A 25,554-nucleotide genomic window follows, 5' to 3' on the forward strand; every position below is an offset into this window, starting at 1 on the left:
CAAATCGCTTTTAATAAACCCTTGATCAAGCCAATGCAGGGCTGCATTTTTTCTGCTATTCTACCATAGTTTTCATTTCGGTGTCGATAGGAATGACGTGACCCAGGTTAATGTTTGCGCTTTTGGCCACTAGAACGTAACGCCACGCTGATAGTTGCTGGTATCAATTTAACTTTTTTCCTTGCCTGAACATCTTAGCATAGATATTCGGCAATTTTTGCTTTTTGAGACCACTGACAACATCTTTGACGGCATAGGGAATTCGAAAATGTTCCACGCCTATCTTCCCGGAAGCAATTTTTAGGATCGCAAAAGAGGTTCGGGGATCACCGTCAAAGGGCCGTCCCACACTGCCGGGATTGATAAAATGCACCCCATTAACGACTTTATAATAAGGCACATGTGAATGGCCCATAATCTGAATCTGGTAAACGGAGTCCCTGGCCAATTGCTGGAAACGGCTTTCAGGGGCTGTGGGAAACAGTTCTTCATCCGGGTCTTCCAGGGTCCCGTGGAATATCCCGATGCTGAAGCCGCCAACCTTTATATCCGTCTGCTTGCGTAATGTCTTAAGAAAGGTGATATTTTCGGGATCCAGATTTTCAGACGTCCAAAAATACATCACTCGCTTTTCATTTTTTCCAGGCTTCTTAAGTTTTTTGCCCTTCAATATTCTTAAGACTTTTCGATCCGTATTACCCCGTATACAGATGGCGTCTTTGCGCTCGCGAAACCATTGGATCGTTTCGTTGGGGAAAGTGCTGTACACCGTAAAGTCACCGGTATTAATGATCCAATCGAAGCGCTCCGGCTGGACATACCTGATAATTGCGTCTAAGGCCGGATAATTTGCGTGAATATCTCCCAGTAAGAGTATTTTTGTCATTTATTCGAGCGCTCTCTTGACTATTCTGGAAAATGACTGAATTTCCTCTAATACTTTTAAATAATTTTTCTTTTTGGGCTTTTTGCCCGCAATTTTCAGGGTAGCGCTCAACGCATTGGCTTTTTTTATGATATTTTTGGTCTTCTTTTTGGATAGCGTGCCCGCGTTGGTATTTAATCTATTCAAATGAACTTTGAGCTTTTTGGCTTTTTTCTTATACTCGATATAAAGTTCCAGATACTTCTTTTTGTCCAGGGGCTTTAATTTTTCATTGGCTTGCTTTAAGCGTTTTTTGAGCACCGTCATTCTGTTTTTAAAAATCGGATCAACGGCAGCCGTTTTCTTTTTTTTGGCAGAAGTGGTCTTTGGATCTGATCTAACCGATTTTTTCTCATAGAATTTCGCCGCTGCAGCCTTGATCTGTTTTGCATACTGATCACCAATGCTATTGATCCGCGTCAGCTTCTCGAGCGGTATCTTAGAAAGCTGTTTAATGGTCAGGATACCGGCATCGTTGAGCTTCTTCATCCGTAGCGGCCCGACATGTTTCACCTGGGTAAGATCCTCTTTTTTCATCATGTTTTCCTTAATTTACGATCATATTCAAGGTCGATTGGCATGCAAAATTAAACCGCGTTGCGGGTCAGTATCCGGTTTAACAGATCATTGATAAGATGGTTAAGAGGCTGAAATAGGAGCAGAATAGATCGCCGGGCAGTGTCCTCTAAATTTATATAGCGATATGGACAAAAAGTTGTCAAGCTGAAATAACAAATCGATTTTGTTAAAAAAAACTAAACGCTTTTCAAAACATTTAGATTTTGGTTCAGGGCATCGCATAAATGCGGGATTTCACATCTTGATTTTATGAATTAAGGTGTTCAACACGCACAAGGATTAAAGTAAAACCGGCCTTTAGGGCGTTAGATCTTGTTCGAGGGCCCCTCCAGCCGGCGGGATTTCACGTCTTGATTTTTATAAACACTAAGGTGTTCAACAAGGCTCAACTAAAATAAACCTAAACGCGTTTCTAAATGCTCGGGTTTTGGTTCAGGGCTCGGCGCGAGGATTGAAATAACCAAAACCGGCTTTTAGGGCGTTAGATCTTGTTCGAGGGCAAGGCTTGAGCCGGTTCGAAAGTGGAGCGTACACGATCGTACGTGAGCATTTCGAACCGGCTTGTAACGCAGCCATCGGGCAAGAGATGATGCCCTAAAAGCCGGTTTTAGGGGAGGCGAACGACTAACACCGGCACCTTCGACCGTCTAATCACCCGCCGTGCGGTGCTGCCCAGCATGACATCTTCCAGCGTACTCTGCCCGTGGGTTCCCATGACAATCAGATCGCATTTAATCTCTTCGGCGCTTTTGATAATCTCCTCGACCGGATTACCCCGCTGGACAATAATATCATCGGTGGTAAACCCATCACCCGCCTGCTGCTGCTTTACATCCTCACTGAATTGATGCAGGGCTTCTTTGATGGCCAGATGATCTCGCCTTTTGCCGATCAGGGCCTCTTTGGCCTCATCCACCTGCTGGGATTTAATTTCCTTCCAGCGATCCTCGCTGATATAACCGATAACACTCTGGTCCAAAAGCGCCGGCACTTCGGGCAGCACATGAATCATGGTGACAGAGGCCTTGTAAAGGTCGGCCAGGCTGACCGCGTAGGCAAAGGCATAGCGGGCATTTTCGGAAAGATCGGTGGCATATAATATCTTTTTGACATCAACTTTAGGAAGGTCCATTTTTTGCCTCTAAATATATTAAAGAGTACATTTTAGCTGGCCGGCGCTTTTGTAAACATGCCTTTTAAGGACTTAAACCAGATGCCGCTCAAAATCCAGGAATACGCATATGTGCCAAACAAAATCAGCACAAATGCTTTGATGATATCCCAGGCGCTGCCGTTTAAGGAAAAGCCCGGCACATATCCGAATAAAAAGGGTCCCAGATACAGAAATTTGGCAAATTTAAAGGAGGTAAAAGCCGTTTTCCACATATTGGCCTTGGCAATTGTAGCGCCGGCAAAGGCGGCGATACACACCGGTGGTGTGATGTTGGAGTCCTGCGACAGCCAGTAAACGATCATATGGGCCGCGATTTCATTGACCCCCAGATGGATCAGGGCCGGTACAGCCACCACCGCTGTAATCAGATAAGCGGCGGTCACCGGGACCCCCATCCCCAGCACCAGGGAAGCCAGGGCAACAAACAAAATCGTTAACACCAGGGAGCCGCCGGCCAGCTCGATCACAATATCGGCAAAGGTCAGCACCAGCCCGCTGTAAGTGAGCACCCCGATAATAATACCGATGACCCCCACGGTGGCACCGATCTTGAGGCTGTTTTCAGCACCGGCCCGAGAGGCTTCCACAAAGCTCATCAGTTCGGTTTTGACATCCGCTCCTCTGGATTTGCGGTAAACGAGCATAATGGCGGAAAAAATCAAGCCATAGAGCACTAAAAGCTTTGCCGAAAAGACTTTTTCCATAAAAGCTGTACCGGACTCACCCATTATGGGCGTGAGTATCCAGGGTAAAATCGTCCCGCCCAGGAGCAAAAAGGCGGCTATCCAAAATACCGTTAGGTCGATTCGCGTTTCTTTGGTTTTGAAGCTGACCGCAACACAGGTGGCCAATCCCAGGATGGCGGAGTAGGCCGGCGAATAACCGGTCAGCATAAAAATCGTAATAACGATTAAGGGCAATGTATACGGCCATTGTGTTTTTAGAATTTCAGAGGCGCTGTGTTCGCTTTTTTCGCCCCTGATATTGTGCATCTTGGCTTCATAGTGCACCATGACAAACACGCTGAAGACATACATAAACGCCGGGAATATGGCTACCAGCATGATTTTAGAATAGGGCACCCCGGTCAGCTCGGCCATGATAAAGCCGCCGGCACCCATGATGGGGGGCATAAACATGCCGGAAATGGAGGCCGCCGGTTCGATGCCGCCGGCCACATGGGGCCTGAATCCGGCCTTTTTCATCATGGGGATGGTAAAGGCACCGGTGGAAACCGTGTTGGCGATGGCGCTGCCGGATATGGAACCGAACAAACCGCTGGCGATGACCGAAACTTTGGCGGGCCCGCCGACGCGGTGACCCACCGCCGCCAGCGGATAATCGATGAAAAAACGCTGGGCGCCGGACCTTTCCAGAAAGGCGCCGAATAGGACAAATAAGATCACGTAAGTGGCCAGAACATTGGCCATGATCCCGAATACGCCGTCGCTTTTGTAAAAAATACTGGTACACACCGCCGGAAAGGTGTCGCCCGCGTGGGCAAACAGATCGGGCGCCAGGTGGCCATAGACCGCATAAAGCAGCATCAGAATTCCGATAATTACAAAAACAAAGCCCACCACCCGACGGGCAAGCTCGATGCCGATCAGAACTCCGATCATGGCGACGAACATATCAAAAGGCGTCTCGGCACCGGTGCGGTAGTTGATGGCTTCAAAGTTGAGGATCCAGTAGCCAATGCTGAAGATGGAAAGAAAAATCAGCAGGTAGTCAACGACGCGCAGCCATTTGTGTTTGGATTTATACAGCAAAAATACTAGAATGTAGGTGATGATCACGTATATGCCGCGATGGTACTGGGTGGAGGCAGGTTGCACAACAGCCGAATAGGAGTAAAAAAGGACCAGCGAGACGGCCAACACATCAAATACAATTTTCTCGAATCTATTCAATTTGTCGTACACTTTTTTACCCCCCTCTATTGCGTATAGCTTTTAGGATCGGCCATGAAATTCAAAAAAGGAAGATATTGATGCTGTTCCCGTGATGGGTTGTGAGATATGGGATAGCCAGCATCAACTGATACTTGAGCTATACCCATATCTCACGTCTTAGATCAAGCGGTAAAACCGCTTTAGCCTAAAATAAAATCGCTCTGCGGTTTTATTTCAGCATGCCTTTTTCTTTCCAGAATTTCTCGGCCCCCGGATGAAACGGGGTAACAATGTTGGTGGCCCCGGTTTCTACGCTCATGTTTTTGAAGGTCTTTTTCTGACCGTACATGTGCTTGAGGCCTTCATCCGAGTAAACAATGGAAAGCAACTCGTAAACAACTTCCGGGGAAACCTTGGAATTGGCAACCCACAGGGCGCTGTCCTGGAAAGAGCCGGCATCATAATCTACACCCTTGTAAGTGCCGGCCGGAACCGCCAGTTTGCCGAAATACGGATACTTTTTATAGAATCCGGAAGCTGCGGCATCCGCATCCAGGTTGACCAGAGCGATATCATTGGTCTGAGCGGCCATGATGACCGCACCGCTCGGAAAGGCGGTAAACAGCCAGAAGGCATCCAACTGCTTGTTGCCGAAGGCCGCCGCAGCATCGTTATAACCCATGGCGTTGCGCTCGATCTTGTCCCAAACACCCATATGGGAGAAGAACAGCTCGCAATTGGCAAAGGCACCGGAGCCGGCATTGCCGACACCGACTTTCTTGCCGACCAGGTCTTTGACGCTTTTGATACCCGAGCCCTGGCGAACCACCAGCTGGGCCGGTGCGCCGTACAGCCAGGCAACAACCAGCACATCTTCATATTTTTTGGGATCATTTTTCATCTGGCCGTTGCGGCCCAGCCAGACATGACCGGAATAGACCGTACTCATCTGCTGTCTGCCAGCATTGGTCTTTCTCAAATTTTCAACCGAGCCTGCAGATGTTTGGGCCTTGACGGAAAAATTTCCGCTGGCTTTAACCGGATCATAGACCTGGATGCCATTGGCAACCACCTGAAAGGTTCCGCCGGCCGGTCCGCCGCCGAAGATGATTCTTTCTTTGGCAAACGCACTTCCGGAAAAGGCAAGAGTTAATACACAAGCTGCAATCAGAATGGTAAAAAGTTTGCTTTTCATGGTTATCTTTCTCCTAATAATGTTTGGTTAATTAACATTCTGGTTTCATACAACGCTGAATCATCATTGTATGAAATGCCATTTCTGTCGTTATCATCATTGATATCAACACGCTTTTCCTTGCAGACCACCTCCTTTCAACTTTTCCCCCGGTATGCCTTATGCCGATCAATTGCGACATGTCACCATACCGGCTGACTGAAATATTGACGCTCACTTAGACGGTGTGACAAAATTGGCCGTCGCCAGTTCTTGCGGCCAGACACACTCGAATTTGCCGTCAATGATTTGCAAAACTTGAGTCGGCAAACTATTTTGCCTTTCAAAGTTTTCATATGAGGTGAACTTCACCGGCCCGAAAGGTGTCACCATGTCGGTTTCATCCAAGGCCGCGCGGATGCCTTCGGGACTGTAAGAATCGGCTCGTTTCAGGGCTTCAGCAGCCACCAGTAAAGCCGAATAAGCTTCAGCACCATGATAATCGGGCGGAGCACCGTATCGATTCGTATATTGATCGAAATATTGTTTTGTCCCCGGATACCGCAACTGGGGTGTCCAGAGGGTTGCGGTCAACAAACCATCAGCGCTGGCACCGGCAGTGTTGATGAATTTTTGGCTTGTGAAACCGCCGGCTCCGCCGGATAGCAAAGAACTGATTTTGGCCTCGCGGATATTTTTAACCAGCAGGGCCCCATCCTTGAGGTAGGAAACCATGTAGATCACATCAGGCGGATTCTCTTTGAGGCGCACCACGATCCGTTTAAAATAATCCGGCTTGAGTCTTTCCTTGTGGTAGGGCTCGATGGCGCGCAGCTCGATGTCATTGCCCCGGCAAAACCACATCATCCGCATGGCGCCACTGGTACCGTAAGGACTGTTTTCATACACGATGGCAATGGATTTGGGCTTGATTTTATTCAGAAAAAAATCCTCAAGCCCGGTTGTGTAACCCTGGGCAGGGGGGTTCAGACGATAGACGTTTTTCCATTTTCTTTGTGTAATGCGGTCATCGGCAGCGGTGCACACCAGCAGGGGACGGTTCAACTTATCGGCCATTCTGGCCATGAATATGGTGTTGCTGCTTTGATAGGCGCCCACGAGCATAATGGCTTTGTTTTTTTCGACCAGGTCGATAATGGCGGCTTCTCCGGGTTTGGGTTTGCCCTGGTCGTTGGCATACACCAGTTTGAGGGGGCGGCCCTTGATTCCGCCCTGCTTGTTAATCATTTCCAGGGCCATTTCAAACGAATTTTTCATCATACCGGCATAGGAATAGGCTTCTGAATGTGGGACGCCGATAATTATGGGTTCAGACGCAGAACCGGTTACCGGCGCGGCTAAAACTGTGACAATCGTGGAAAAGATGACAAGATAAGATGAAACTTTGAATGTCAGTTTCATGATCCACCTCCCATCACGGCCGAAAAGGCAAATAACAGATCAGTGGAAAGCATCATTACGGTTGACCCTGTCAGGACGGCCAGTTCCTTTAGCAGCAGTCAACGCTATCTTTCAGCAAAATAGCCATTGAATAAAAGTGATCCTAGCCGCAGTCATTCAACAAAATGAGCGAGGTGGGTATCGATGCTATTCAGCACACAAAGGGCTATTTGCAATAATACGGTGTTCATAGGTACAAAATAAGAGGAAAAACTGTCAATTAGATGATTTCTGATTCTTTTGTCAGAAAATTTCTTACATAAAAATAGTTTGCGGTTATCTGGGAAACTTCAGCTGGATACGTCTGGTATTTTCTCACCACGAAGCGCACGAACCCGCCCGCCTCGCCTGAGCGTCTCGCGATGGCGGGCGTGGGATACACAAAGGGAACTCACATAAATTTACTTTTACCTTTCGTTTCCTTAGTGGTTAAATTTGTCTCGCTTGAGCTTTCTGTTTAAACAAAAAATGGATTATATACAAATGTTAAAACACAATCGGCCAATTACAATTGACGGAAGACGGGTCTCAATCAATTTTATCAGGCAATTCAGACACATAAGACTTGATCTTCCGGCAGACTTTTTTTAAACCATTTGATATGAACAAGCGGTTGGTGTAAGTAAATAAGTGTTAATATTGCCGATGGGACCTATCAGGGATTTGCCGAAAATGGGCAATCGGCTTTTGGGTCCGGAAATATGAATCATGAAGCTTCGTATCATTTTAATCGTTTTGTCTTTGCTGGCTTTTTTATCGGCTTCCACCGGCGGGTATCTGTATTATTTTTCGTTAAAAGAAGCTGCCCTGAAAGAAGCTGAGCGACAAGCAGATCAGCGCCTGCGAACCATTAAAAAAAATCTGAGCATCTTCCTTGCTGAAAACGTCAAACCCGTAAAGACCCTGGCCGGCATGCAGACGCTCCGGGTTGCTCTGGCCGAGTCAAATGCCGAAAACCTGGCTGCGGCCAATATCACCCTGGACCATTTCAAAAAAACGCTGGCTGCCGATGAGTGTTACCTAATGGATCCCACCGGTAGCACCATTGCTTCGACCAATCGCGATGCGCCCGATAGTTTTGTGGGCCAAAACTTTGCTTTTAGACCCTATTTTAAAGATGCCATTTCAGGTTACCTCGGCACCTATTTGGCCCTGGGCACCACATCCGGCAAGCGTGGTGCCTATTACAGCCATCCGGTGTATGCGGAAAACGGGTATACCCCTGTCGGTATTGTAGTGATCAAAGCTTCGATCGAGTTAATTGAAAGCCAATTGGGAACTGAATTGGACGAAATTGTGATGGTCAATGATCCCAATGGGGTTATTTTTATTTCCAACCGCAAGGAATGGCTTTATCATCTGTTGTGGAAATACAATGAGAATAATATCCCGCAGATTGAAAAATCCCTGCAATTCGGCACCGGCCCCTGGAGGTGGACCGGTCTGGAATCCAGAGATGATCATATCCTGGACCGTGATGGCAACACCTACCAGATCCAGGTGGTGGAATTGGGATCAAACTATCCGGGGTGGAATGTGGTGCATCTGAGCAGGCTGGATGCCATCACGCAGGCCGTCATTGAGCCCCTGATTAAAACCACCGGCCCCATTGTGCTGGCGTTGTGCGTACTGATCGGTATAGCGGTTTTCTTTTTATACCGTCAGGCCAGCCATGAAATCCGACAGCGCAGATCAGCAGAGAGAGCGCTGCGCAGCAGCGAGGAGCGCTTTAGATCATTGTATCATCACACACCGGCCATGCTGCACTCCATCGATCCTGAAGGCCGCTTGGTCAGTGTCAGTGCATACTGGTCGGAGGTTATGGGCTACGATCGCGATGAGGTCATCGGCCGCAAGTTAACTGAGTTTTTTACACCGGATTCCCGTGAATACGCTGAAACCAGAGTAATTCCTGAATTTTTCAAAACCGGGTTCTGTCAGGATATCTCGTACCAGTTTCTCAAAAAAAATGGTGAAAAAATTGACGTTCTGCTTTCGGCCATTGCCGATCGCGATGCCAACGGCAACTTCGCACGATCTTTAGCTGTGTCAATTGATGTCACCCAGCGAAATCGCGCCGAGGAGGCTTTAAAACAGGCCAAAGAAGAACTCAGTCTGTACTCCAGGGATCTAGAGCGTCTGGTGCGCAAGCAGACTGAGGAAATAACGAATATTTTAACCTATACGCCGGCGGTTGTTTACATCAAAGACAAAGCCGGGCGCTACACCCTGGTCAATACCCGCTATGAAGAATTGTTCGAGGTCCGTAACACCGAAATCCGGGGCAAAACCGATTATGATATATTGCCGCAAAAACTCGCCGACCAATTCCGCGCCAGCGATGCGCAAGTTTTAGAGGAAGGACGGTCTTTGCAGCTCGAAGAACATATCCAGCAATCTGACGGATGGCATACCTATCTGGCAGTTAAGTTTCCCATTTACGATGAATCCGGTGCTATTAGTGGTTTATGCGGGATCTTGAACGATATCACCGCCGTCAAAAAGGCCCAGACGCAATTGCGCCGGCTTTCCGGCAGCATTATGGCCAATCAGGAAAAGGAGCGCTCCGCCATAGCGCGGGAACTGCATGATGAACTGGGGCAGGTATTGACCGCGCTGCGCATGGATTCGGTCTGGATGCATGAGCGCTTGAAAAAAGCTGACCCTGAAGCTGCTGTGCGTGCCTTGACAATGTGCAGGCTGATCGATAAGAACATCGAGGATGTGCGCGGCATGGCGTTTCGCCTTCGACCCGGTGTTCTCGACGACCTGGGGCTGGTGGATGCGCTGGAGTGGTATACGGCTGATTTTGAAAAACGCACCGAAATTGCGTGTGTATTCGAACACAATGATATACCCCTTTTGGACGAGACAATTTCAACTGCTGCCTATCGGATTGCTCAGGAAGCATTGACCAATGTTGCCCGGCATGCAGCAGCCAGTCACGTCGAGGTGGCTCTTAAAACCCAGAATGGTTTTTTGACCCTGGCGGTGGCCGATGACGGACAGGGTTTTGATGCACTGCATCTGTCTGAATCGGAAGGGCTGGGGGTTGCAGGTATGCGCGAACGCGCCACATTGGTGGGAGGTTCTCTGGACGTCCAATCGCAGCCGCAAAAAGGGACCCGGGTGTCCTTTAAAGTATCGATTGATGGACAGCCGGGTGGCTAAGGCATTTGGTCTACAAGGCGCAACCTTTTATTATGGTTTCAGGTGTCGGGTGTCAGGTGTCAGCAAAAAAATGATAGAATGCGGAAATTGATATTCCACGCGTCATCCAGTCGTAATTCTGACACCTGACACCTGAAACCTGAACACTGGTAACCTGAAACCATCAAGATTAAGACTTTTGACACGTTTCTGGGAGACGGGAATTGATAAGAGTACTGCTGGCAGACGACCATAGCATTGTGCGTGCCGGACTGCGCCGCATCGTCGAAGAAAGTGGTGATATGGAGGTGGTCGCTGAAGCCGACGATGGCCGTGAAGCTATTCAACTGGTCGAAGAAACAGATCCGGATGTAGCGGTCATCGATATCTCCATGCCCGGACTGGATGGTTTGGAAGTTATCAGCCAGCTACAAATCCGCCACCCAAAACTGCCGATTTTGGTGCTGACCATGCATGAGGAGGGACAATATGTGGTTCGTGCCATTCAGGCCGGGGCCATGGGTTACCTCACCAAACAATCCGCACCGGAGCAGCTGGTAAAAGCTATTTGCAAAATCCATGAAGGACAACGCTACATCACTGATGAGGCGGCTGAATCTCTGGCGCTGCGGGTGGCAAAAGGGTCGGATGGCAAATCCCCGCTGGATTCCTTGTCCATGCGAGAATTGCAGGTGCTGCGCCGCCTGGCCATGGGACAGACCAACCGTGAAATTGCTCGCGCCTATCATATCAGCATCAAAACGGTAGACACTTATCGCGCACGTCTGCTCAAAAAGCTCGGATTACGCAACAATGCGGAGTTATCTCGCTTTGCCATGCAGAATCAATTAATTGAGCCCTGATTCAAGCCCGGTTTTTAACGCTGTAACCGTACAATCTTAAGATGTCAATGAGAGGGAAATAAGTGTGGTGAGAAAGGCAGCAATAACAATCAGTTGTATAGCCTTGCTTAGTGGGATCATGCTTTCCAGGGCCTTTGCTGCTGACCCGATTAAGATAGGGGTGTTTTTGCCGCTTAGCGGTCCCAACGCCGCCATCGGCCAAATTCAAAAAACCGCGGTGCAAATGGCCGCCGCTGAAATCAACCGTGGCGGCGGTATTAAGGAGCGAAAGATTGAACTTGTTCTGGCAGACACCAAGGGCACGCCGGATGGAGGGCGGGCTGCCATCATAAAACTCATCCGGCAGGACAGGGTTCTGGTCATCAGCGGCGGTGTTTCAAGTTCGGCAACCTGGGCTGCAAGTGCCATCGCTCAGCAAAACAAGATCCCGTTTGTGGTGACCAGCGCCGCAGCAGACAAAATTACCGAGCAGGGGTGGGAATTTGTTTTCAGAATCAATCAACCTATCAGTGAACACCTGCCGGTTCTGACATCATTTTTGTCTTCGGTGGCGCAAGATATCAAATCAGTTGCCATCGTGCACGCACAGACGCTGCGAAGTTCAGCGGCGGCCAGGCGATTTTACATAAAATCTGAAACGTTGGGCCTTAAGATGGTGGTCAGGGAACGGTTTGAAGCCAGTGCCGGCAACTTATCTCAGAACCTTGACCGGGTTAAAGCCAAAGATCCCGACCTAATTTACGCCATAACCGACGATGTACAAAACGCCGCCTTGCTGGCGCGTCAATCTAAAGCCCTCAAGCTGAATCCGAAACTGTTTGTGGTTGAGGGACAGGGGTTTGTTCAATCAGATTTTGCCAAGCAGGCCGCAACAGCTGCAGATCATATGGTATCTACCGTTTTGTGGACACCATTGGCACCCCACCACGGCGCGGGCGCATTTCATCAGATATTTATGGACCGGCATGGTACCCCGCCCGGTCGCTACGGGGCTGAAGCCTATGCCGGAATAAAGGTGATTGCCGACGCCCTCAAGCGCGCTGATCAATGGATACCGGCAACCGTTCGCAATGCACTGGCCCGCACGAACATGACAACCCTTCTGGGGCCGATTAAATTTGAAGCCTACGATCAAAAAAGCCAGCAAAACAAGCTGCCGGCCTACCTTGTTCAGTGGATCAACGGTCGTCAAGAGATCATTTGGCCTCAAAAGTTCGCAACCCACAAGGCTGTTTTTCCCGCCTCGATGCACACCGATCGTCAGTAAGTTTGAAATTATTCGCACGCAAAGCCGCAAAGCTCGCAAAGAAAAGGGTTTAATGTTTTCTTTAAGTCTCTTTGTGACCATTGTGGGCTTCGCGTTATTCGTGGTGAATACAAAAAGTTTATATAACCACGAAGGTCACGGAGAACACAAAGAATTAATGCTTTAAACAAACAAGTCTTTGCGCCTTGGCGTCTTTGCGTGAGGCTTCACCATGCCTCTGGCAGCTTGTAATTCATTTCGCCGATCAGAAAATGACATGATCCGCTTTAATTTTGTTAAGCTACTGCAGAGACGTAAACAAATGGCAGGAACATGAGGCCAGTGGTTAGAGAAAAGCAGCCAGCGGCCAGATTAGAGATCTTTTTTGAAAAACTCGCTGGTATCGGCAATCTCTCCTGGCTTTAGGGAGTATTCGGTGGGTTCGGTGCCTTCCTTGAAACAGACAAACACCGTCTCTTTGGATTCGGGGATCGGCAACAGCCCGGTTTCAGCATCAATTTGGGTAAAGACCACGCCTTCGGGCACCTCAAATATTTTGGGCGTCTTGTCAGCCACAATGCGCTGCATAAAACCCAACCAGATCGGACTGGCTGCTCGGGAACCGGTTTCGGATTTACCCAGCGGGGCTTCATCATCAAACCCAACCCAGGTGCCGGTAATATAGCGCGCCGTATAGCCCATAAACCAGGCATCAAACAAATTGTTGGTGGTGCCCGTCTTGCCTGCCACGGGTCGATTGAGCGCTTTAACGCGCCAGCCGGTACCGTGCTTGACCACTCCTTCGAGCAAATGCGTCATCAGATAGGCAGTGGTTTCATCAATGACTTTAATGCGCTCCGGTGACATTTCTTCGAGCACGTTGCCATCACGATCTTCGATTTTGGTAATAAATACCGGTTCGATCAAATACCCCCGATTGGCAAACACCGAGTAGGCCTTGGTCAATTCGAGCAGCGATACACCTGAGGACCCCAGGGCAATCGAAAGATCTTTGCTCAAATCCGAATGAATGCCCAGTTTGTTGGCATATTCGATGGCATAATCAATGCCGATATCCTGTAAGATCTTGATGGTGACCACATTGCGCGATTTAGCCAGAGCATCACGCATTAATGTGGGACCAAAAAAGCGCTCTTTATAGTTTTTAGGTTTCCAGGTAAAATCGCGTTCCTCATCTTCAAATACGATTGGAGAATCAATGATCACCGAAGCAGGGGTATAGAATCGCTCCGGTTCTTCCTCGTAATGTTTATCTAGAGCCGCGGCATAGATCAGCGGTTTAAAGGCTGAGCCCGGTTGTCGCCTGGATTGGAAGGCGCGATTAAATTGGCTATCGCGAAAATCACGTCCGCCGACAATGGCTTTAACGAATCCTGTCTCAGCCTCTAGGCATAACAAGGCCGCCTGAGCCTCAGGCTCCTGCTCCAAGGCCAGTTGCCATACATCCGATTCTTCAGTTTTTTCTTTGACCTTAACCCAAATGACATCACCGCTTGTCAGGGCCTCGCTAGGGCGTTTGACTTTCACCTCGTAATAGGCCACCTCTATATCCGGCTTGCGGGCCCATTCCATATCGGCCAGCGCTATTTTTCCTAAAGAATTTCCAATTCGAACCGTGACGGTCTTGTTCTTATTATCGACCTTGATGACCACACCTTTGGTGGTTCGGCCAACAACAAGGGGATCTTTCTCAAGCTCGGCCTGAATTTTTTCCGAAAAAGACTCGATCTCTTCCGGCGCCAGCCTTTTTAGCGGTCCCCGGAATCCCTGGCGTTTATCGAGTTCATGCAAGCCCTTTACAATTTCATCCTGAGCGATGTTTTGCATCTCGATGTTAGCTGCGGTATAAATTTTAAGACCCTGCGTGTACAAAACCTCGCGGCCGTATTTTTCCTCTACGTAGCGACGGACCTGCTCGGTATAATATGGGATTTGCTCAATGTACAAATTTCGGCGCGGCTTAATCTCCACCTCCGTGTTGATGGCCTCGCTGGCCTTGCTCTGGGGAATATATCCCTCGGCAACCATACGGTTGAGAACATAGATCTGCCTTTGCTTGGCTCTTTCCGGATGCCGAAACGGCGAGTATTTGCTGGGAGCCTGGGGCAAGCCTGCCAGGATGGCGCATTCAGCCAGATTGAGCTCTGAAATGGATTTGCCGAAATAATTTTCAGCTGCCGCCTCAACCCCGTATGCACCGTGACCCAAATAGATCTGATTCAAATACAGATATAAGATTTCTTTCTTGTTAAAGGCCTTATCGATCCGATACGCCAGGATGGCCTCTTTGATCTTGCGTGTGTAAGTTTTTTGGGGGGTCAGCAAGAAAGATTTGGTGACCTGCTGGGTGATGGTGCTGCCGCCCTGAACTATCGTCCCGGCTTCAAGGTTCTTAAAAAAGGCCCGTAAGATGCTGTAAAAATCGATCCCTTTGTGTTTGTAAAACCGGGAATCTTCAGCGGCAATAAAAGCGTTAATCAACGCCGAGGGCATTTCCTCAAGCGGTTTTATTATGCGGCGTTCTTCAAAGAATTCAGCAATCTTGCGGCCGTCATCCGAGTAAACCGTAGTGATGATCGGCGGATGATATTGTGTCAAGCTGCTGATTTGCGGTAAATTCTTGCTCAGGTAAAAATAGACGCCGACACTGGCCGCCGCGCCCATTAGAACAAGGATAAACCCAAGCAAAAACGACCACAGCAGAAATTTCCTGAAAAAATGCCGCTTCTTGGGCTTTAACACGTCAGATTCGGTTTTTCGCTTTGCCATTATACGGCTATCTCCACAAGCAAGTACCTGCACGGCCGGGTTGATCAAGCTTAAGTCTTTTCATGAAAATTGAGCGCTTTTCGTGTCAGAATATTTTTAACCTCGAAGGCGCAAAGTTCACAAAAGGACTGAAAGATGTTTTGTATCTGTTTTTCTTTGTGCCGCCTCGTGCCTTTGTGGTTAAATTAATATCCGTTTTTGCCACCAGGGGCACGAATCTAGATAGTTTTGTAAGGTTTCGGTTTAAAAGAATTTAATTGACATTCAGTTACGTTACGGTTAGTTACAAAAGTTTGTAATTTTGCATGCTTGTTTTTGAATTCGTTCATATGTCAAACTTTAATTTTAACGCCTTTATGGTACAATTTCAACCTGTGATTTTATAAAAAATGATGACACCCGACTTTAAAAAGAGCGGCGGTCTGATTCCGGCAATCGCTCAGGATTATAAGACCGGTGAGGTGCTGATGTTGGCGTATATGAACCAACAGGCCTGGGAGGAAACCCTAAAAACAGGCAAAGCAACCTATTGGAGCCGATCGCGACAGGAACTTTGGATCAAAGGCCAATCATCCGGTCATCAGCAAATCGTCAAAGAAATTCGCATCGATTGCGATGCTGACACAGTCCTGTTAAAAATAGAACAGCTGGGCGGGGCGGCCTGTCACACCGGGCACCGCAGTTGTTTTCATAAAAAGGTTGAAAACGGCTCCGTTCAGATCGTGGGCGAGCCGGTATTTGACCCCAAGGAGGTATACGGTAAGTGAAGAATCCACTCAAGCTAGGCATTCCTAAAGGTAGTTTACAAAATGCAACGATCGCATTATTCCGGCGTTCAGGGTGGGATATAAACGTTAATGGCAGAAGTTATTTTCCTGAAATCAATGACAAAAGCATTGAATGCGCCATTTGCCGCGCACAGGAAATGTCCAATTATGTTGAAAGCGGCACGCTGGATGCCGGACTGACCGGTAAAGACTGGATTGCTGAGAACGAATCGGACATTCAGGTGGTCAGCGATCTGGTGTATTCCAAAGTGAGCTCCCGGCCGGCGCGCTGGGTGCTGGCCGTGCCTTACGACTCGCCCATTCAAAAAATTGAAGATTGCGAAGGAAAAAAAATCGCCACCGAGATGACCAATTTTACCCGGCGCTATTTTGCAGAACGAAAAATCAATGTCAGTGTTGAATTTTCATGGGGTGCGACCGAAGCTAAGGTTGTGTCCGGTCTTGCCGATGCAATCGTGGAGGTGACTGAGACCGAATCCACCATCAAGGCCCATGGCCTGCGCGTGATTCATGAGCTCATGCAGACCAATACCCAGCTGATTGCCAACCATGACGCCTGGAAGGATACCGCTAAACGGAATAAAATCAAGCAAATTGCCCTTCTGCTCAAAGGCGCCCTGCGCGGCGAAAAAATGGTGGGTATCAAAATGAATGTCCCCAAGGAAAAAATGGAGGAAGTGGTGGACATGCTACCGAGTCTAAATGCACCCACGGTGGCGCCGCTGTATCAATCCAGCTGGTATTCTGTGGAAATTGTGGTCAAATCCGAAGTCGTGCGCGATCTGATTCCCGAGCTGATGAAACACGGCGCGGAAGGGATCATTGAATATCCGCTGAATAAAGTTTTATAGGGTTACGTGTTGCAAGTTAGGATGTCATGCCGGCAATCGATACACGTAATCCGTAACGCGTGGTTCGACAGGCTCACCACCCTGAGCGAGGTCGAAGGGCAACGCGCATCAAAAGGACCCGATAATGGAATCAAGTCGCACCCGCGAAATGACCTCCTTTATTGTCATGGATGTATTGGAACGGGCTCAGGAACTTGAACGTCAAGGTGGCCGCATCATCCATCTGGAGGTTGGTGAGCCTGATTTTGATACGCCGGCCTGCGTCAAAGAAGCGGCCTGCAAAGCCCTTGATGACGGATTTACCCATTACACCCATAGTCTGGGCTTGCTTGAGCTCCGGGAGGCCATTTGCGAGTATCATCAACAGCATTATCAGGTATCGGTCGACCCGGACCAGATCATCATCACATCCGGCTCATCTCCCGCGATTTTTCTGGTTTTTTCAGCACTGCTTGAAAAAGGAGATGAGGTCATCATCTCAGACCCGCACTATGCCTGCTATCCAAATTTTGTTAAATTTGTGGACGGCAAGCTCATAACGATCCCGGTATATGAAGAAGATGGTTTCCAATACCGACCTGAAGTCATCCGGGAAAACATCACCCCGCAAACCAAAGCAGTCTTTATCAACTCGCCCTCCAATCCCACCGGCAATCTACTTTCATTTGAACGTATGCAGCAAATTGCCGAGCTGACAAAATGTGAACCATGCCCTTATATCGTCTCCGATGAGATTTATCACGGGTTGGTGTATGAGGGCCAGGCGCATTCGATTCTGGAATTTTCCGATCATGCTTTTGTGCTCAATGGATTTTCCAAGCAGTTCGCCATGACCGGGCTGCGCCTGGGTTATGTGATTGCCCCCAAAGCGTTTATCCGCCCCATGCAAAAGATGCAGCAGAATTTTTTTATTTCCGCCAATGCCATGGTTCAACAGGCAGGCATTGCAGCCCTGAAACATGGCGCCGAAGATGTCGCCCGTATGCAAAAAATCTATAATTCACGCCGCATTTTTATGATCCGTCGGTTAAAAGAAATGGGGCTTGGAATTACCGTAGAGCCCACCGGAGCGTTCTACGTTTTTGCCAATGCTAAACACATCACTTCCGATTCGTATAATTTGGCCTTCGATATTCTAGAAAAAGCCCATGTGGGTGTTAGCCCGGGAATTGACTTCGGCAATAACGGCGAAGGCTATTTACGGTTTTCATATGCCAATTCGATGGAAAACATAGAAGAAGGCATGGATCGGCTCGAGCAATACCTAAAAAGTAAATGATCTAAAGCAGCAAAAAGGATCGATCCATTTTATCTTATTCATCACGCAAAGTCGCGAAGAAAATCTGCTAATATTTTTTTCTTCCTTTTGTGAACTTCGCGGGCTTCGTGTTCTTCGTGTTAGGAAAAAACTGATTATTTAACCACGAAGACACGAAGGGCACAAAGTATAAAACTTAAAAAAATTGTTAAACTCTTTGTGAACTTTGTGCTTTTGTGGTTGAGAAAAGCTGATTATCTATCCACAAAGAATGATGCTTTAAATCTAAATATCTTTGCGCCTTTGCGTCTTTGCGAGAGGCTAAAGGCTTTCGATCAAATAAGGCATTATTTATGATTATAAAATCTGCCGAATTTATCAAAAGCGCCACCCGGCCAGCCCAGTATCCACCGGCACAACTGCCGGAAATTGCTTTTGCCGGCCGTTCGAACGTGGGCAAATCCAGCCTGATCAACACATTGGTCAATCGCAAACATCTGGTAAAGACCAGTTCAACGCCCGGCCGCACGCAACTGATTAATTTTTTTGATATCAATCAGCAGATCGTTTTCGTTGATCTGCCCGGTTACGGGTATGCAAAGGTGCCGCAGTCCGTTCGCAAGAAATGGGGCCCGATGATTGAAACCTATCTTTCCAGGCGCATAACCCTGCGGGCAGTGGTGGCTATCATGGATATTCGGCGCACACCGCAGCAGGAGGAATTAAATCTCCTGGGCTGGCTTAGCCACTATGCCATCAGCGCCATTGTGGTTTTAACCAAAACCGATAAGCTTTCCAAAAGTAAATCGGCCCAACAATATCGCCGCATTGCGGAGACCCTGACACTCAATCCTGATGATCTGATCCTTTTTTCCGCAAAAACCCGCCGCGGCCGCGACACCCTCTGGAAGGCAATTCAATCATTCGTTTACGAATAAGTTGCACCATTAAGCCAATATAAGCGTCTTTGTCCTGCTCGACGATTTACAATCGGTTGTTTAACCCTTACCTTCTTTTATAAAAGTATTTACGATACTTTCCGCACAAAGTTTGTTGGCGTCTTATTATTGACCGCAAAGACGCAGAGTCCGCAGAGAATTAAGTTTATTTGCCTTGTCGCTGACCAGCCGTCGCTTTCAGCTATGGCCTGGCATGGACGCCGACAAGGCAAAAACATCTCAACCCTGCGGGTTATAAAAATTGATTCTTAACTTTATCGTGAATTCAGCAACAAAATGTTTCCATAGTATCATTTAACAGCTGATGCTTAAAATCTGTATATTACTTGCCGGAGGCGGATTGTCTTTTGTTTTCCGTCCTCTCAACGGAAAACAAAAGAAAAAAATTATCTCTGCGGCCTCTGCGCCTTGAGCACAGCGGGCGGTGCAATAGAAATGTCTAACACGTCCGACACATACGAAGATTTCAAGTCCGGCTACGTCGCCATCGTCGGGGCGCCCAATGCCGGAAAATCCACTCTGCTAAATCGTCTGCTGGGTGAAAAGATTTCCATTACCTCCAAAAAACCCCAGACCACCCGTAATCGAATCCTGGGCGTTGTACATCAACCCAACACACAGATCGTCTTTATCGACACCCCGGGAATATTTAAAGCCAAAGATACGCTAAATTTGCGGATTGTGGATACGGCCCTGGCCGCCATAGATGAGGCTGATTTAATTCTTTTTGTTCTGGATGCAGCCCATCCGGATCCAACCTCGGAATACTTTTTGGCCAAACGCCTTCAAAAGCAGGAACGACCGGTTATTGTAGCGCTCAACAAAATCGATCAGATCCAAAAAACAGACTTGCTGGCGGTCATTCAAAAATGGTCAACGGAATATTATTTTGAAGTCATCATACCGATCTCAGCAACCGAAGGCACCCAGATCGAATCACTTCTGACAGCCATGCAGAATATGCTGCCCACCGGCCCGCCGTATTTTCCGGAAGATGCCCTGACGGATTTATCGGAACGGTTTATCGCTGCGGAGATGATTCGCGAAACGATTTTCCGTCTGACCGGTGAGGAGATCCCCTATGCCACAGCGGTCACAGTGGATACCTTTAAGGAAGAAAAGAAGGGCAAACTGGTCCACATTGAGGCCACCATTCACCTGGAACGCGGATCCCAGAAGGGCATCATCATCGGCAAGGAGGGTAACAAGCTCAAGCGCATCGGCATCGAATCGCGCAAAAAAATTGAGCAGATGCTGGAAACCAGGGTATTTTTAAAGCTATTTGTGCGGGTCCAGAAGAACTGGCGGAAGGATACCAGGGCCCTGCGCAAGTTCGGCTACTAAAAGCGATCTTAAAAATGCATCAGGGTATTCTGGTTGAGCCCGTTGCCCGTTTGCCCGTTGGCCGGTTAGTTCGAATAAGACACCTTCCTATTATATCGGGCTCAACGGGCTAAACCCGCCAGCGGCGGGCAAACCTATTTTGTGGTCAGCGGGTGATGCTTAGGATCAGGCTGCCTTCAACGGTTCCTTTTTTGACCGGGTGCTGTTCCTGCCCGGTGGCCCGGGGCACCCTGTCGGAAACATAGCGGTAGGCCTCATCCACTGTAACCAACCCATCACCGTCCGTGTCCGCCGGTCCTTTCAAACCCTCCAGCAGGTAATAGGTGAACACCCCGTGCTGAAGTTCGTCCCGTTCCACGCTGACCTCGTTGGCGGCGCTGGCAGTGATAATCACTTTGCCGCGGCCAGCTGCAACCCGATCCAGAAAGGTGTCGGCAATATTGGCCCGCATACCGGTGATGCTGACGGTACGCCCACCGCTGGCCCCGCTGTAGCAGGCGTCCGCGATGAAAATAAGGCGTTCGGAGCGGATGCGGTTAAAAATCAGGGCCAGATCCCGCATGGGCAGGGCGGTTGAAAACAGGTCCGACGGGTCGGTATCGTAGGTCAGAATGTATTTCTCGAGCCCATCGCCGTCTAGGCTCATGGCATCGCGCTCGGTGGCCCCGTGACCGGCAAAGAAGATGATGACCATATCGTCTGAATCGGCAGCCCCTTTCAGCCCGGTTCCCAGGGCGCTTCTCAGCTTTCGCAATGTGGCCTGCTTGTTGAGCAGCACGGTAATATTTTCAGCGGGGACGAGGTTCTTTTCCACCAAAAGACGCTTAAAGGCCCTGGCATCGTTGACCGCGTATTTAAGCTTCGGAAGCTGTGGATAATCGTTGATGCCCACCACAACCGCCCAGACGTTCCGCCGGCTGGGTGTGTAATGCACGCTCACCACTTTTTCGGTGACCAGTCCGTCGGTGTCGGTTACCCGCACCTTGATGCGGTTCTCACCATGGTTCAGCGGTACCGCCTGATCGAAATTGGATCGGCGGGGGGCATCCCCGGACACCGTTATTAGACCTCGGACGCCATCGGTTGCCACGGGCTGACCGTTGACCAGGATCTCCAGATTCATGATCCCGCGGTCGTCTTCCACAGCACCTCTGATTCGCACCGAATCAACCTCCAGCTTGCGGCCGTCTTCAGGACCGGTCAAGATGACAAACGGAGGCACTTTGGCACCTTCTCCGATTTTGCTCATCAATTCCTTTTCGCGCTGCGATTTTTCTTCAAGCTCCTGGCTCAACTGAGTTGATTTCTCTTTTTCCTGCTGCAGCTGAAGCGTCATTTCATCCAGCTGCTTTAGTTTTGCGGTCAATTCCTCCAGGCGGTTTTCCAGCTCTTGTACCTGGGCCGCATTTTGCTGGCCGGCTGCGCCTGACAGGTCCTGTTTAGAGTCTTCCAGTTTTTTGATTTCTTCTTTAGTTGCCGAAATTTGCTGTGACGCTTTTGCCTGGGCGATATCGTAGTCTCTTAGTTCTCGAGCCTGCGAAAGGGCGTCTGCAATACCTCGATGTTCGGGGTTCATTTTTTGCAGCCCTTCTAAAAACGTGCTGATCTGGCTATAATCTTTGGTTTTCCAGACAATAATGATGATGTCGTAATGGCCACTGTTATCCAAGTGATAGTTGTCAATAATACCTAAGGATAGACTGCCCGATGTGAGGGATTCAAAAGTGCCGCCGTGTACATGATAAAAAAGTGTTTGCCAACCGCCGTTGATCCATTTTGCTATGGTTCTGTAAGTTGCATCCGCTGGGGGTGCGTTTTTCCAACGGCGTATCTCGCCATCAACCATAATGGAAACATATTCGCCGGCAGTCAGATCTATTTTAGTGTCTTTTTTCTCAATGTGCCCATACAGTTTAAAGGTCTTAAATTCGCGTATGTAAGATGGCATCTGCTCAGGAGAATTGATTTCCGGGGCTGTTGAACAACCGGCAAAGATCAGCCCGATTGCACAGCAAACCCAAATTGTTACTCTTAAAATAGCAAGCCTGTCTTGGAAGCCTTCTTTTTTCATGGTGTCACAACCCTTGAAGATTAAAACCGATAAAACAAATGAAGCGACGTCATTGGCGTCGCTTTAGACCAGATAGATAGACCGCATCCGGTTTCAAAAAATTCAACTGGTGTAATTTACAGATGTGAAAAAATTCTATCGTGAAAGGCTTCAGATCTTTTGCGATCACCGAAGGTGCCGACGCGAACACCGACTTCGGTCAAATTTTCATCCAATCGTTTTAGGTTAATGGTAAAGCTCTGTCCAGCGGTCATTTTGCCTTTGATAACACCAATGGATTCGTCTTGCTTTTGGGATTCGATTGTCAGATTTAGATCTTTAACAGATTGAATCGCTGCTTTCCAGGTATCATCCATTGAGGCTTCGTAGTTTCGTTTGAGATTCCCCTGTGCGTAAATATACGCACCTGTGCCCACCGCCGCTGTGGCGCCGATAGCCACCATCTCGCGCGAGCAGGCCGTGAGGCCGATCAGAAAACAGCACAGCAATGCAACCAGCTGAAGTCTTCTCTGGTTCATAATTCCTCCTTTACAAAAAGGGCATGGGGAAATACCCGCGGGCAGGCAGTAAAAAATATCAGACTCATCAGGCCCTGTCAATTTCTAGAGTCTTAAATTCTATTGCTGAATCAAAACTCTCAAATTTCTTCCCAGGACATCAAAATATTCCATTATGCCGGACTTCCTGAGCTTTTCAATTGTCTCCACTGGCAATTTCTCTTCGGAAACGCCCTTTAAAATCAGATCTGTTTCTTCATTCTCAAAAGTCACACCGTTCACGATCCATTTAACAACCTCCTTATTGGCCGGGCATACCTTCTGACAGATCATACAGCCCACCAGGCTGTTGTGCCAGGCCGGCGATAACCAGTCCGGAAAATTCTGCGAACTTTCATTGAAAAATGTCAGGCAACGCTCGGCATGCAACTGGAAGCGATCCAAACCAATGGCTTTGGTAGGGCAGGCCTTCAAACAGGCACTGCAATTTTCGCAATTGTCCAAAATGGTCGCCTCACCCCAGCTTTCCACTTGGCATGGAAAATCGGAGATAAACACTGCCGGTCGATGAAAGCTTCCCATCCCCTTTACATAGGTAATGTTGTTTTTGCCATACTGCGCCAGTCCGCTGCGCACCGCCAAAAGTTTATCGGGCAGTCTGACTTTCTGAAGATGGTATCCCAGCGGTTCAAGATCGGCTTTGAGAATATCCGCCACTTCATTATCGATGGCAAAATAATAGGTGGGGGGAACAACAACCGGATAAGACTTATCTTCGCGCGAAAAGACAACTTTTATCTGGGGCTGCGGGATGGATGCAACGATAAGCGATTGAGCCCCTTTTAATTTCGTGTGGCAGGCAAAATCAAATGAGGCCAGATAGGCGTCGTACAAATCCGGGTCCAGCAATCCTTCTTGGTAAAGGGTCATTATTTCGGTTTCAAGCTCTTTGACATGCTCGATGGAAACAATTTTAATTTTCAGACCCTGTTTTTCCATGCTTTCATGCAAAGCCCTGCTTGAGAGTGTAGCGTCCATTTCTGATCTCCTTTTTTATGTGATCCATCTTTCCTCGAATTGCGGAAGATCATCCTCGATTTTATAGTAATCCGCGATCTGGCTGCACCAGACATGGCCCATTGTTTTCAGTTTTGTCGGTGCAACCAATGACCCGGCCGCGATGGCTATGGTGGGTTGATCTTTGGGGTGCCAGAATAGCGATGACCCGCATTCCGAGCAAAATCCACGGTGAACATTGGGCGTTTCATCAGTGATTGATTTAAACCACTTCAAGCTTTTTTGCTGGATGATGTTTAGCTGTTCGACTTTAACGCTTGTGTAGGCGCCATAATTGCCGTGAAATTTCATGCATTTAGAGCAGTGGCAATTGACAATGTCCCTCAGCTCACCATAAATTTCATACTGAACTTCTCCACATAAACAACCGCCTGTCGTTTTCTTTCGAATATGATTATTTTCCATTTGACTACACCTCCCGGCTTAAAGTTGCATGGTGAATGCCAATAGCAGCTTATTGTTTCAGGCCTAAGTTGAGCGATTGTCGAGGTTGCCGCAGCTACACGGCAGATGTTGTTTCGCTATAGTTTTCTATGCGGAACGACATCTAATCCGCCTGAGGCGGAGTAAGATCGGCAATCCCAGAGGGTTTCAAATTTCAAAAAATACAAATCGATAGAATTCACTGGAAAAAAAGACATCGTGACTCCTTTTTGAAATTTTAAACGCTCAATTTAGGTCAGATTAAAGTGCTTGACAAGCATATAACCACCTATTAAGTTTTAGACAGTTATATTATTAATTCACATTTTCTAACCTGTCAAGTAATTTTTGATGGTTATATAAAATTTGAAGGAAATCAGATGGCAGATGAAAAAAAACACGCCGTCAACTTGAGCCTTCTGGGCGGTCGACCCTGCCTGGATTTTGTCAACACCCTGGATTGGCGCGGCAGGAAACGGCCAACAGAATTTTTGAAGACCTACGCGGATCTGATTGCTTGGAGCCAGCATGCCGGCACCATGTCACGGAAGGCTGCCAAACGTATTACCCAATTATCCGAAAGCCAGCCAGCAAAACAAACCTGGGCTTTAAAACAGGCCATTCAGCTCAGGGAGACAATTTATCGAATATTTTCTTCGCTGGCAGATGGCAAAGCCGCCCCAAATAAAGATCTGGTAATATTCAATCAATTTTTTTCACGAACCATGAAGAAATCCAAAATTGTCAAAACCCCGCAGGGCTATAGATGGGATTTAGCGGAAGATCATGCCGATTTGGAGTGGATTTTAAGTCCGTTGATTCGATCCGCTGCGGATCTGTTGATTTCACAGGAGTTGAAAAGGGTCAAAAAGTGCGGCGATCCGGCATGCGGCTGGCTTTTTCTGGATACCAGCCGAAATCGCAGCCGGCGCTGGTGCAATATGAACGATTGCGGCAACCGCGCCAAAGCCAGCCGGTTTTACAAGAAAAAAACAGGCAAACGAAAATGATGCAACCAGCAGCAGGCAA

General features: G+C 48.2%; 20 protein-coding genes. 9 read left to right on the forward strand and 11 right to left on the reverse strand.

Annotated features, from left to right (window positions below; genetic code table 11):
* Nucleotides 1-163 precede the first annotated feature (163 nt).
* The 6 genes from QNJ26_03130 to QNJ26_03155 form a co-directional block, all read right to left on the reverse strand.
* Nucleotides 164-886: a YfcE family phosphodiesterase gene (locus tag QNJ26_03130; GenBank protein MDJ0984513.1), complete on the reverse strand. Its 723-nt coding sequence runs from the start codon at nt 884-886 to the stop codon at nt 164-166.
* On the reverse strand, nt 887-1,462 hold the full coding sequence (locus QNJ26_03135; protein MDJ0984514.1) for a hypothetical protein: 576 nt from the start codon (nt 1,460-1,462) through the stop codon (nt 887-889). It lies immediately after the preceding gene.
* A gap of 649 nt (nt 1,463-2,111) precedes the next feature.
* Nucleotides 2,112-2,636, reverse strand: a complete 525-nt coding sequence (locus tag QNJ26_03140) for a universal stress protein (GenBank protein MDJ0984515.1) — start codon at nt 2,634-2,636, stop codon at nt 2,112-2,114.
* A 32-nt stretch (nt 2,637-2,668) separates the two neighbouring features.
* Entirely contained in the window at nt 2,669-4,603 is a 1,935-nt protein-coding gene (locus tag QNJ26_03145) for a TRAP transporter fused permease subunit (GenBank protein ID MDJ0984516.1), read from the reverse strand.
* 199 nt (nt 4,604-4,802) lie between these two features.
* Complete coding sequence (locus tag QNJ26_03150; protein ID MDJ0984517.1) at nt 4,803-5,768, reverse strand: TAXI family TRAP transporter solute-binding subunit; 966 nt, start codon at nt 5,766-5,768, stop codon at nt 4,803-4,805.
* Between the two features lie 213 nt (nt 5,769-5,981).
* Nucleotides 5,982-7,169, reverse strand: a complete 1,188-nt coding sequence (locus QNJ26_03155) for an ABC transporter substrate-binding protein (protein MDJ0984518.1) — start codon at nt 7,167-7,169, stop codon at nt 5,982-5,984.
* A gap of 747 nt (nt 7,170-7,916) precedes the next feature.
* On the opposite strand from QNJ26_03155, the gene QNJ26_03160 reads away from it, so the two are divergent.
* From QNJ26_03160 to QNJ26_03170, 3 genes are all read left to right on the forward strand, one after another.
* Nucleotides 7,917-10,379 carry a PAS domain S-box protein gene (locus tag QNJ26_03160; protein MDJ0984519.1) on the forward strand — a complete coding sequence of 821 codons (2,463 nt, stop codon included), beginning with the start codon at nt 7,917-7,919 and terminating at the stop codon, nt 10,377-10,379.
* A gap of 203 nt (nt 10,380-10,582) precedes the next feature.
* Complete coding sequence (locus tag QNJ26_03165; protein MDJ0984520.1) at nt 10,583-11,221, forward strand: response regulator transcription factor; 639 nt, start codon at nt 10,583-10,585, stop codon at nt 11,219-11,221.
* Nucleotides 11,222-11,339: 118 nt separating this feature from the next.
* Nucleotides 11,340-12,488, forward strand: coding sequence for an ABC transporter substrate-binding protein (locus tag QNJ26_03170; protein MDJ0984521.1), 1,149 nt, complete (start codon nt 11,340-11,342; stop codon nt 12,486-12,488).
* 351 nt (nt 12,489-12,839) lie between these two features.
* On the opposite strand, the gene QNJ26_03175 is transcribed toward QNJ26_03170, so the two are convergent.
* Nucleotides 12,840-15,257, reverse strand: coding sequence for a PBP1A family penicillin-binding protein (locus QNJ26_03175; GenBank protein ID MDJ0984522.1), 2,418 nt, complete (start codon nt 15,255-15,257; stop codon nt 12,840-12,842).
* Nucleotides 15,258-15,646: 389 nt separating this feature from the next.
* On the opposite strand from QNJ26_03175, the gene hisI reads away from it, so the two are divergent.
* From hisI to era, 5 genes are all read left to right on the forward strand, one after another.
* Nucleotides 15,647-16,024 (forward strand): phosphoribosyl-AMP cyclohydrolase, encoded by a 378-nt coding sequence (gene hisI, locus QNJ26_03180; protein ID MDJ0984523.1) that lies wholly within the window; start codon nt 15,647-15,649, stop codon nt 16,022-16,024.
* Nucleotides 16,021-16,896, forward strand: coding sequence for an ATP phosphoribosyltransferase (gene hisG, locus QNJ26_03185; protein MDJ0984524.1), 876 nt, complete (start codon nt 16,021-16,023; stop codon nt 16,894-16,896). The genes hisI and hisG overlap by 4 nt, the downstream gene beginning before the upstream one ends.
* Before the next feature lie 124 nt (nt 16,897-17,020).
* Nucleotides 17,021-18,175 (forward strand): pyridoxal phosphate-dependent aminotransferase, encoded by a 1,155-nt coding sequence (locus QNJ26_03190; protein MDJ0984525.1) that lies wholly within the window; start codon nt 17,021-17,023, stop codon nt 18,173-18,175.
* Nucleotides 18,176-18,507: 332 nt separating this feature from the next.
* Nucleotides 18,508-19,092 carry a ribosome biogenesis GTP-binding protein YihA/YsxC gene (gene yihA, locus QNJ26_03195; protein MDJ0984526.1) on the forward strand — a complete coding sequence of 195 codons (585 nt, stop codon included), beginning with the start codon at nt 18,508-18,510 and terminating at the stop codon, nt 19,090-19,092.
* Between the two features lie 456 nt (nt 19,093-19,548).
* Nucleotides 19,549-20,457: a GTPase Era gene (gene era, locus QNJ26_03200; protein ID MDJ0984527.1), complete on the forward strand. Its 909-nt coding sequence runs from the start codon at nt 19,549-19,551 to the stop codon at nt 20,455-20,457.
* Between the two features lie 145 nt (nt 20,458-20,602).
* Here the strand turns inward: era and QNJ26_03205 are convergent, their stop codons facing one another.
* The 4 genes from QNJ26_03205 to QNJ26_03220 all read right to left on the reverse strand — a co-directional run bounded on the left by QNJ26_03205 (nt 20,603) and on the right by QNJ26_03220 (nt 24,507).
* Nucleotides 20,603-22,528: a caspase family protein gene (locus tag QNJ26_03205; protein ID MDJ0984528.1), complete on the reverse strand. Its 1,926-nt coding sequence runs from the start codon at nt 22,526-22,528 to the stop codon at nt 20,603-20,605.
* Between the two features lie 116 nt (nt 22,529-22,644).
* Nucleotides 22,645-23,046, reverse strand: coding sequence for a DUF3568 family protein (locus QNJ26_03210; protein ID MDJ0984529.1), 402 nt, complete (start codon nt 23,044-23,046; stop codon nt 22,645-22,647).
* A gap of 99 nt (nt 23,047-23,145) precedes the next feature.
* On the reverse strand, nt 23,146-24,063 hold the full coding sequence (locus QNJ26_03215) for a 4Fe-4S double cluster binding domain-containing protein (GenBank protein ID MDJ0984530.1): 918 nt from the start codon (nt 24,061-24,063) through the stop codon (nt 23,146-23,148).
* Between the two features lie 15 nt (nt 24,064-24,078).
* Entirely contained in the window at nt 24,079-24,507 is a 429-nt protein-coding gene (locus QNJ26_03220; protein ID MDJ0984531.1) for a GFA family protein, read from the reverse strand.
* Nucleotides 24,508-24,905: 398 nt separating this feature from the next.
* Between QNJ26_03220 and QNJ26_03225 the strand changes: the two genes are divergently transcribed.
* A complete protein-coding gene (locus tag QNJ26_03225; GenBank protein MDJ0984532.1) occupies nt 24,906-25,535 on the forward strand; it encodes a CGNR zinc finger domain-containing protein in 630 nt (209 codons plus the stop codon).
* Nucleotides 25,536-25,554: the final 19 nt, after the last annotated feature.

The sequence above is a fragment of the Desulfobacterales bacterium genome, from assembly GCA_030066985.1.
In the GTDB taxonomy this organism is placed as follows: Bacteria; Desulfobacterota; Desulfobacteria; order Desulfobacterales; family JAHEIW01; genus JAHEIW01.

Excerpts from the sequence above, each read along its gene's own strand:
- QNJ26_03130 (MDJ0984513.1), bottom strand. The coding sequence starts at position 886 with ATGACAAAAATACTCTTACTGGGAGATATTCACGCAAATTATCCGGCC.
- QNJ26_03135 (MDJ0984514.1), bottom strand. The coding sequence starts at position 1,462 with ATGAAAAAAGAGGATCTTACCCAGGTGAAACATGTCGGGCCGCTACGG.
- QNJ26_03140 (MDJ0984515.1), bottom strand. The coding sequence starts at position 2,636 with ATGGACCTTCCTAAAGTTGATGTCAAAAAGATATTATATGCCACCGAT.
- QNJ26_03150 (MDJ0984517.1), bottom strand. The coding sequence starts at position 5,768 with ATGAAAAGCAAACTTTTTACCATTCTGATTGCAGCTTGTGTATTAACT.
- QNJ26_03155 (MDJ0984518.1), bottom strand. The coding sequence starts at position 7,169 with ATGAAACTGACATTCAAAGTTTCATCTTATCTTGTCATCTTTTCCACG.
- QNJ26_03160 (MDJ0984519.1), top strand. The coding sequence starts at position 7,917 with ATGAAGCTTCGTATCATTTTAATCGTTTTGTCTTTGCTGGCTTTTTTA.
- QNJ26_03170 (MDJ0984521.1), top strand. The coding sequence starts at position 11,340 with ATGCTTTCCAGGGCCTTTGCTGCTGACCCGATTAAGATAGGGGTGTTT.
- QNJ26_03175 (MDJ0984522.1), bottom strand. The coding sequence starts at position 15,257 with ATGGCAAAGCGAAAAACCGAATCTGACGTGTTAAAGCCCAAGAAGCGG.
- hisI (MDJ0984523.1), top strand. The coding sequence starts at position 15,647 with ATGATGACACCCGACTTTAAAAAGAGCGGCGGTCTGATTCCGGCAATC.
- QNJ26_03190 (MDJ0984525.1), top strand. The coding sequence starts at position 17,021 with ATGGAATCAAGTCGCACCCGCGAAATGACCTCCTTTATTGTCATGGAT.
- yihA (MDJ0984526.1), top strand. The coding sequence starts at position 18,508 with ATGATTATAAAATCTGCCGAATTTATCAAAAGCGCCACCCGGCCAGCC.
- era (MDJ0984527.1), top strand. The coding sequence starts at position 19,549 with ATGTCTAACACGTCCGACACATACGAAGATTTCAAGTCCGGCTACGTC.
- QNJ26_03205 (MDJ0984528.1), bottom strand. The coding sequence starts at position 22,528 with ATGAAAAAAGAAGGCTTCCAAGACAGGCTTGCTATTTTAAGAGTAACA.
- QNJ26_03210 (MDJ0984529.1), bottom strand. The coding sequence starts at position 23,046 with ATGAACCAGAGAAGACTTCAGCTGGTTGCATTGCTGTGCTGTTTTCTG.
- QNJ26_03215 (MDJ0984530.1), bottom strand. The coding sequence starts at position 24,063 with ATGGACGCTACACTCTCAAGCAGGGCTTTGCATGAAAGCATGGAAAAA.
- QNJ26_03220 (MDJ0984531.1), bottom strand. The coding sequence starts at position 24,507 with ATGGAAAATAATCATATTCGAAAGAAAACGACAGGCGGTTGTTTATGT.
- QNJ26_03225 (MDJ0984532.1), top strand. The coding sequence starts at position 24,906 with ATGGCAGATGAAAAAAAACACGCCGTCAACTTGAGCCTTCTGGGCGGT.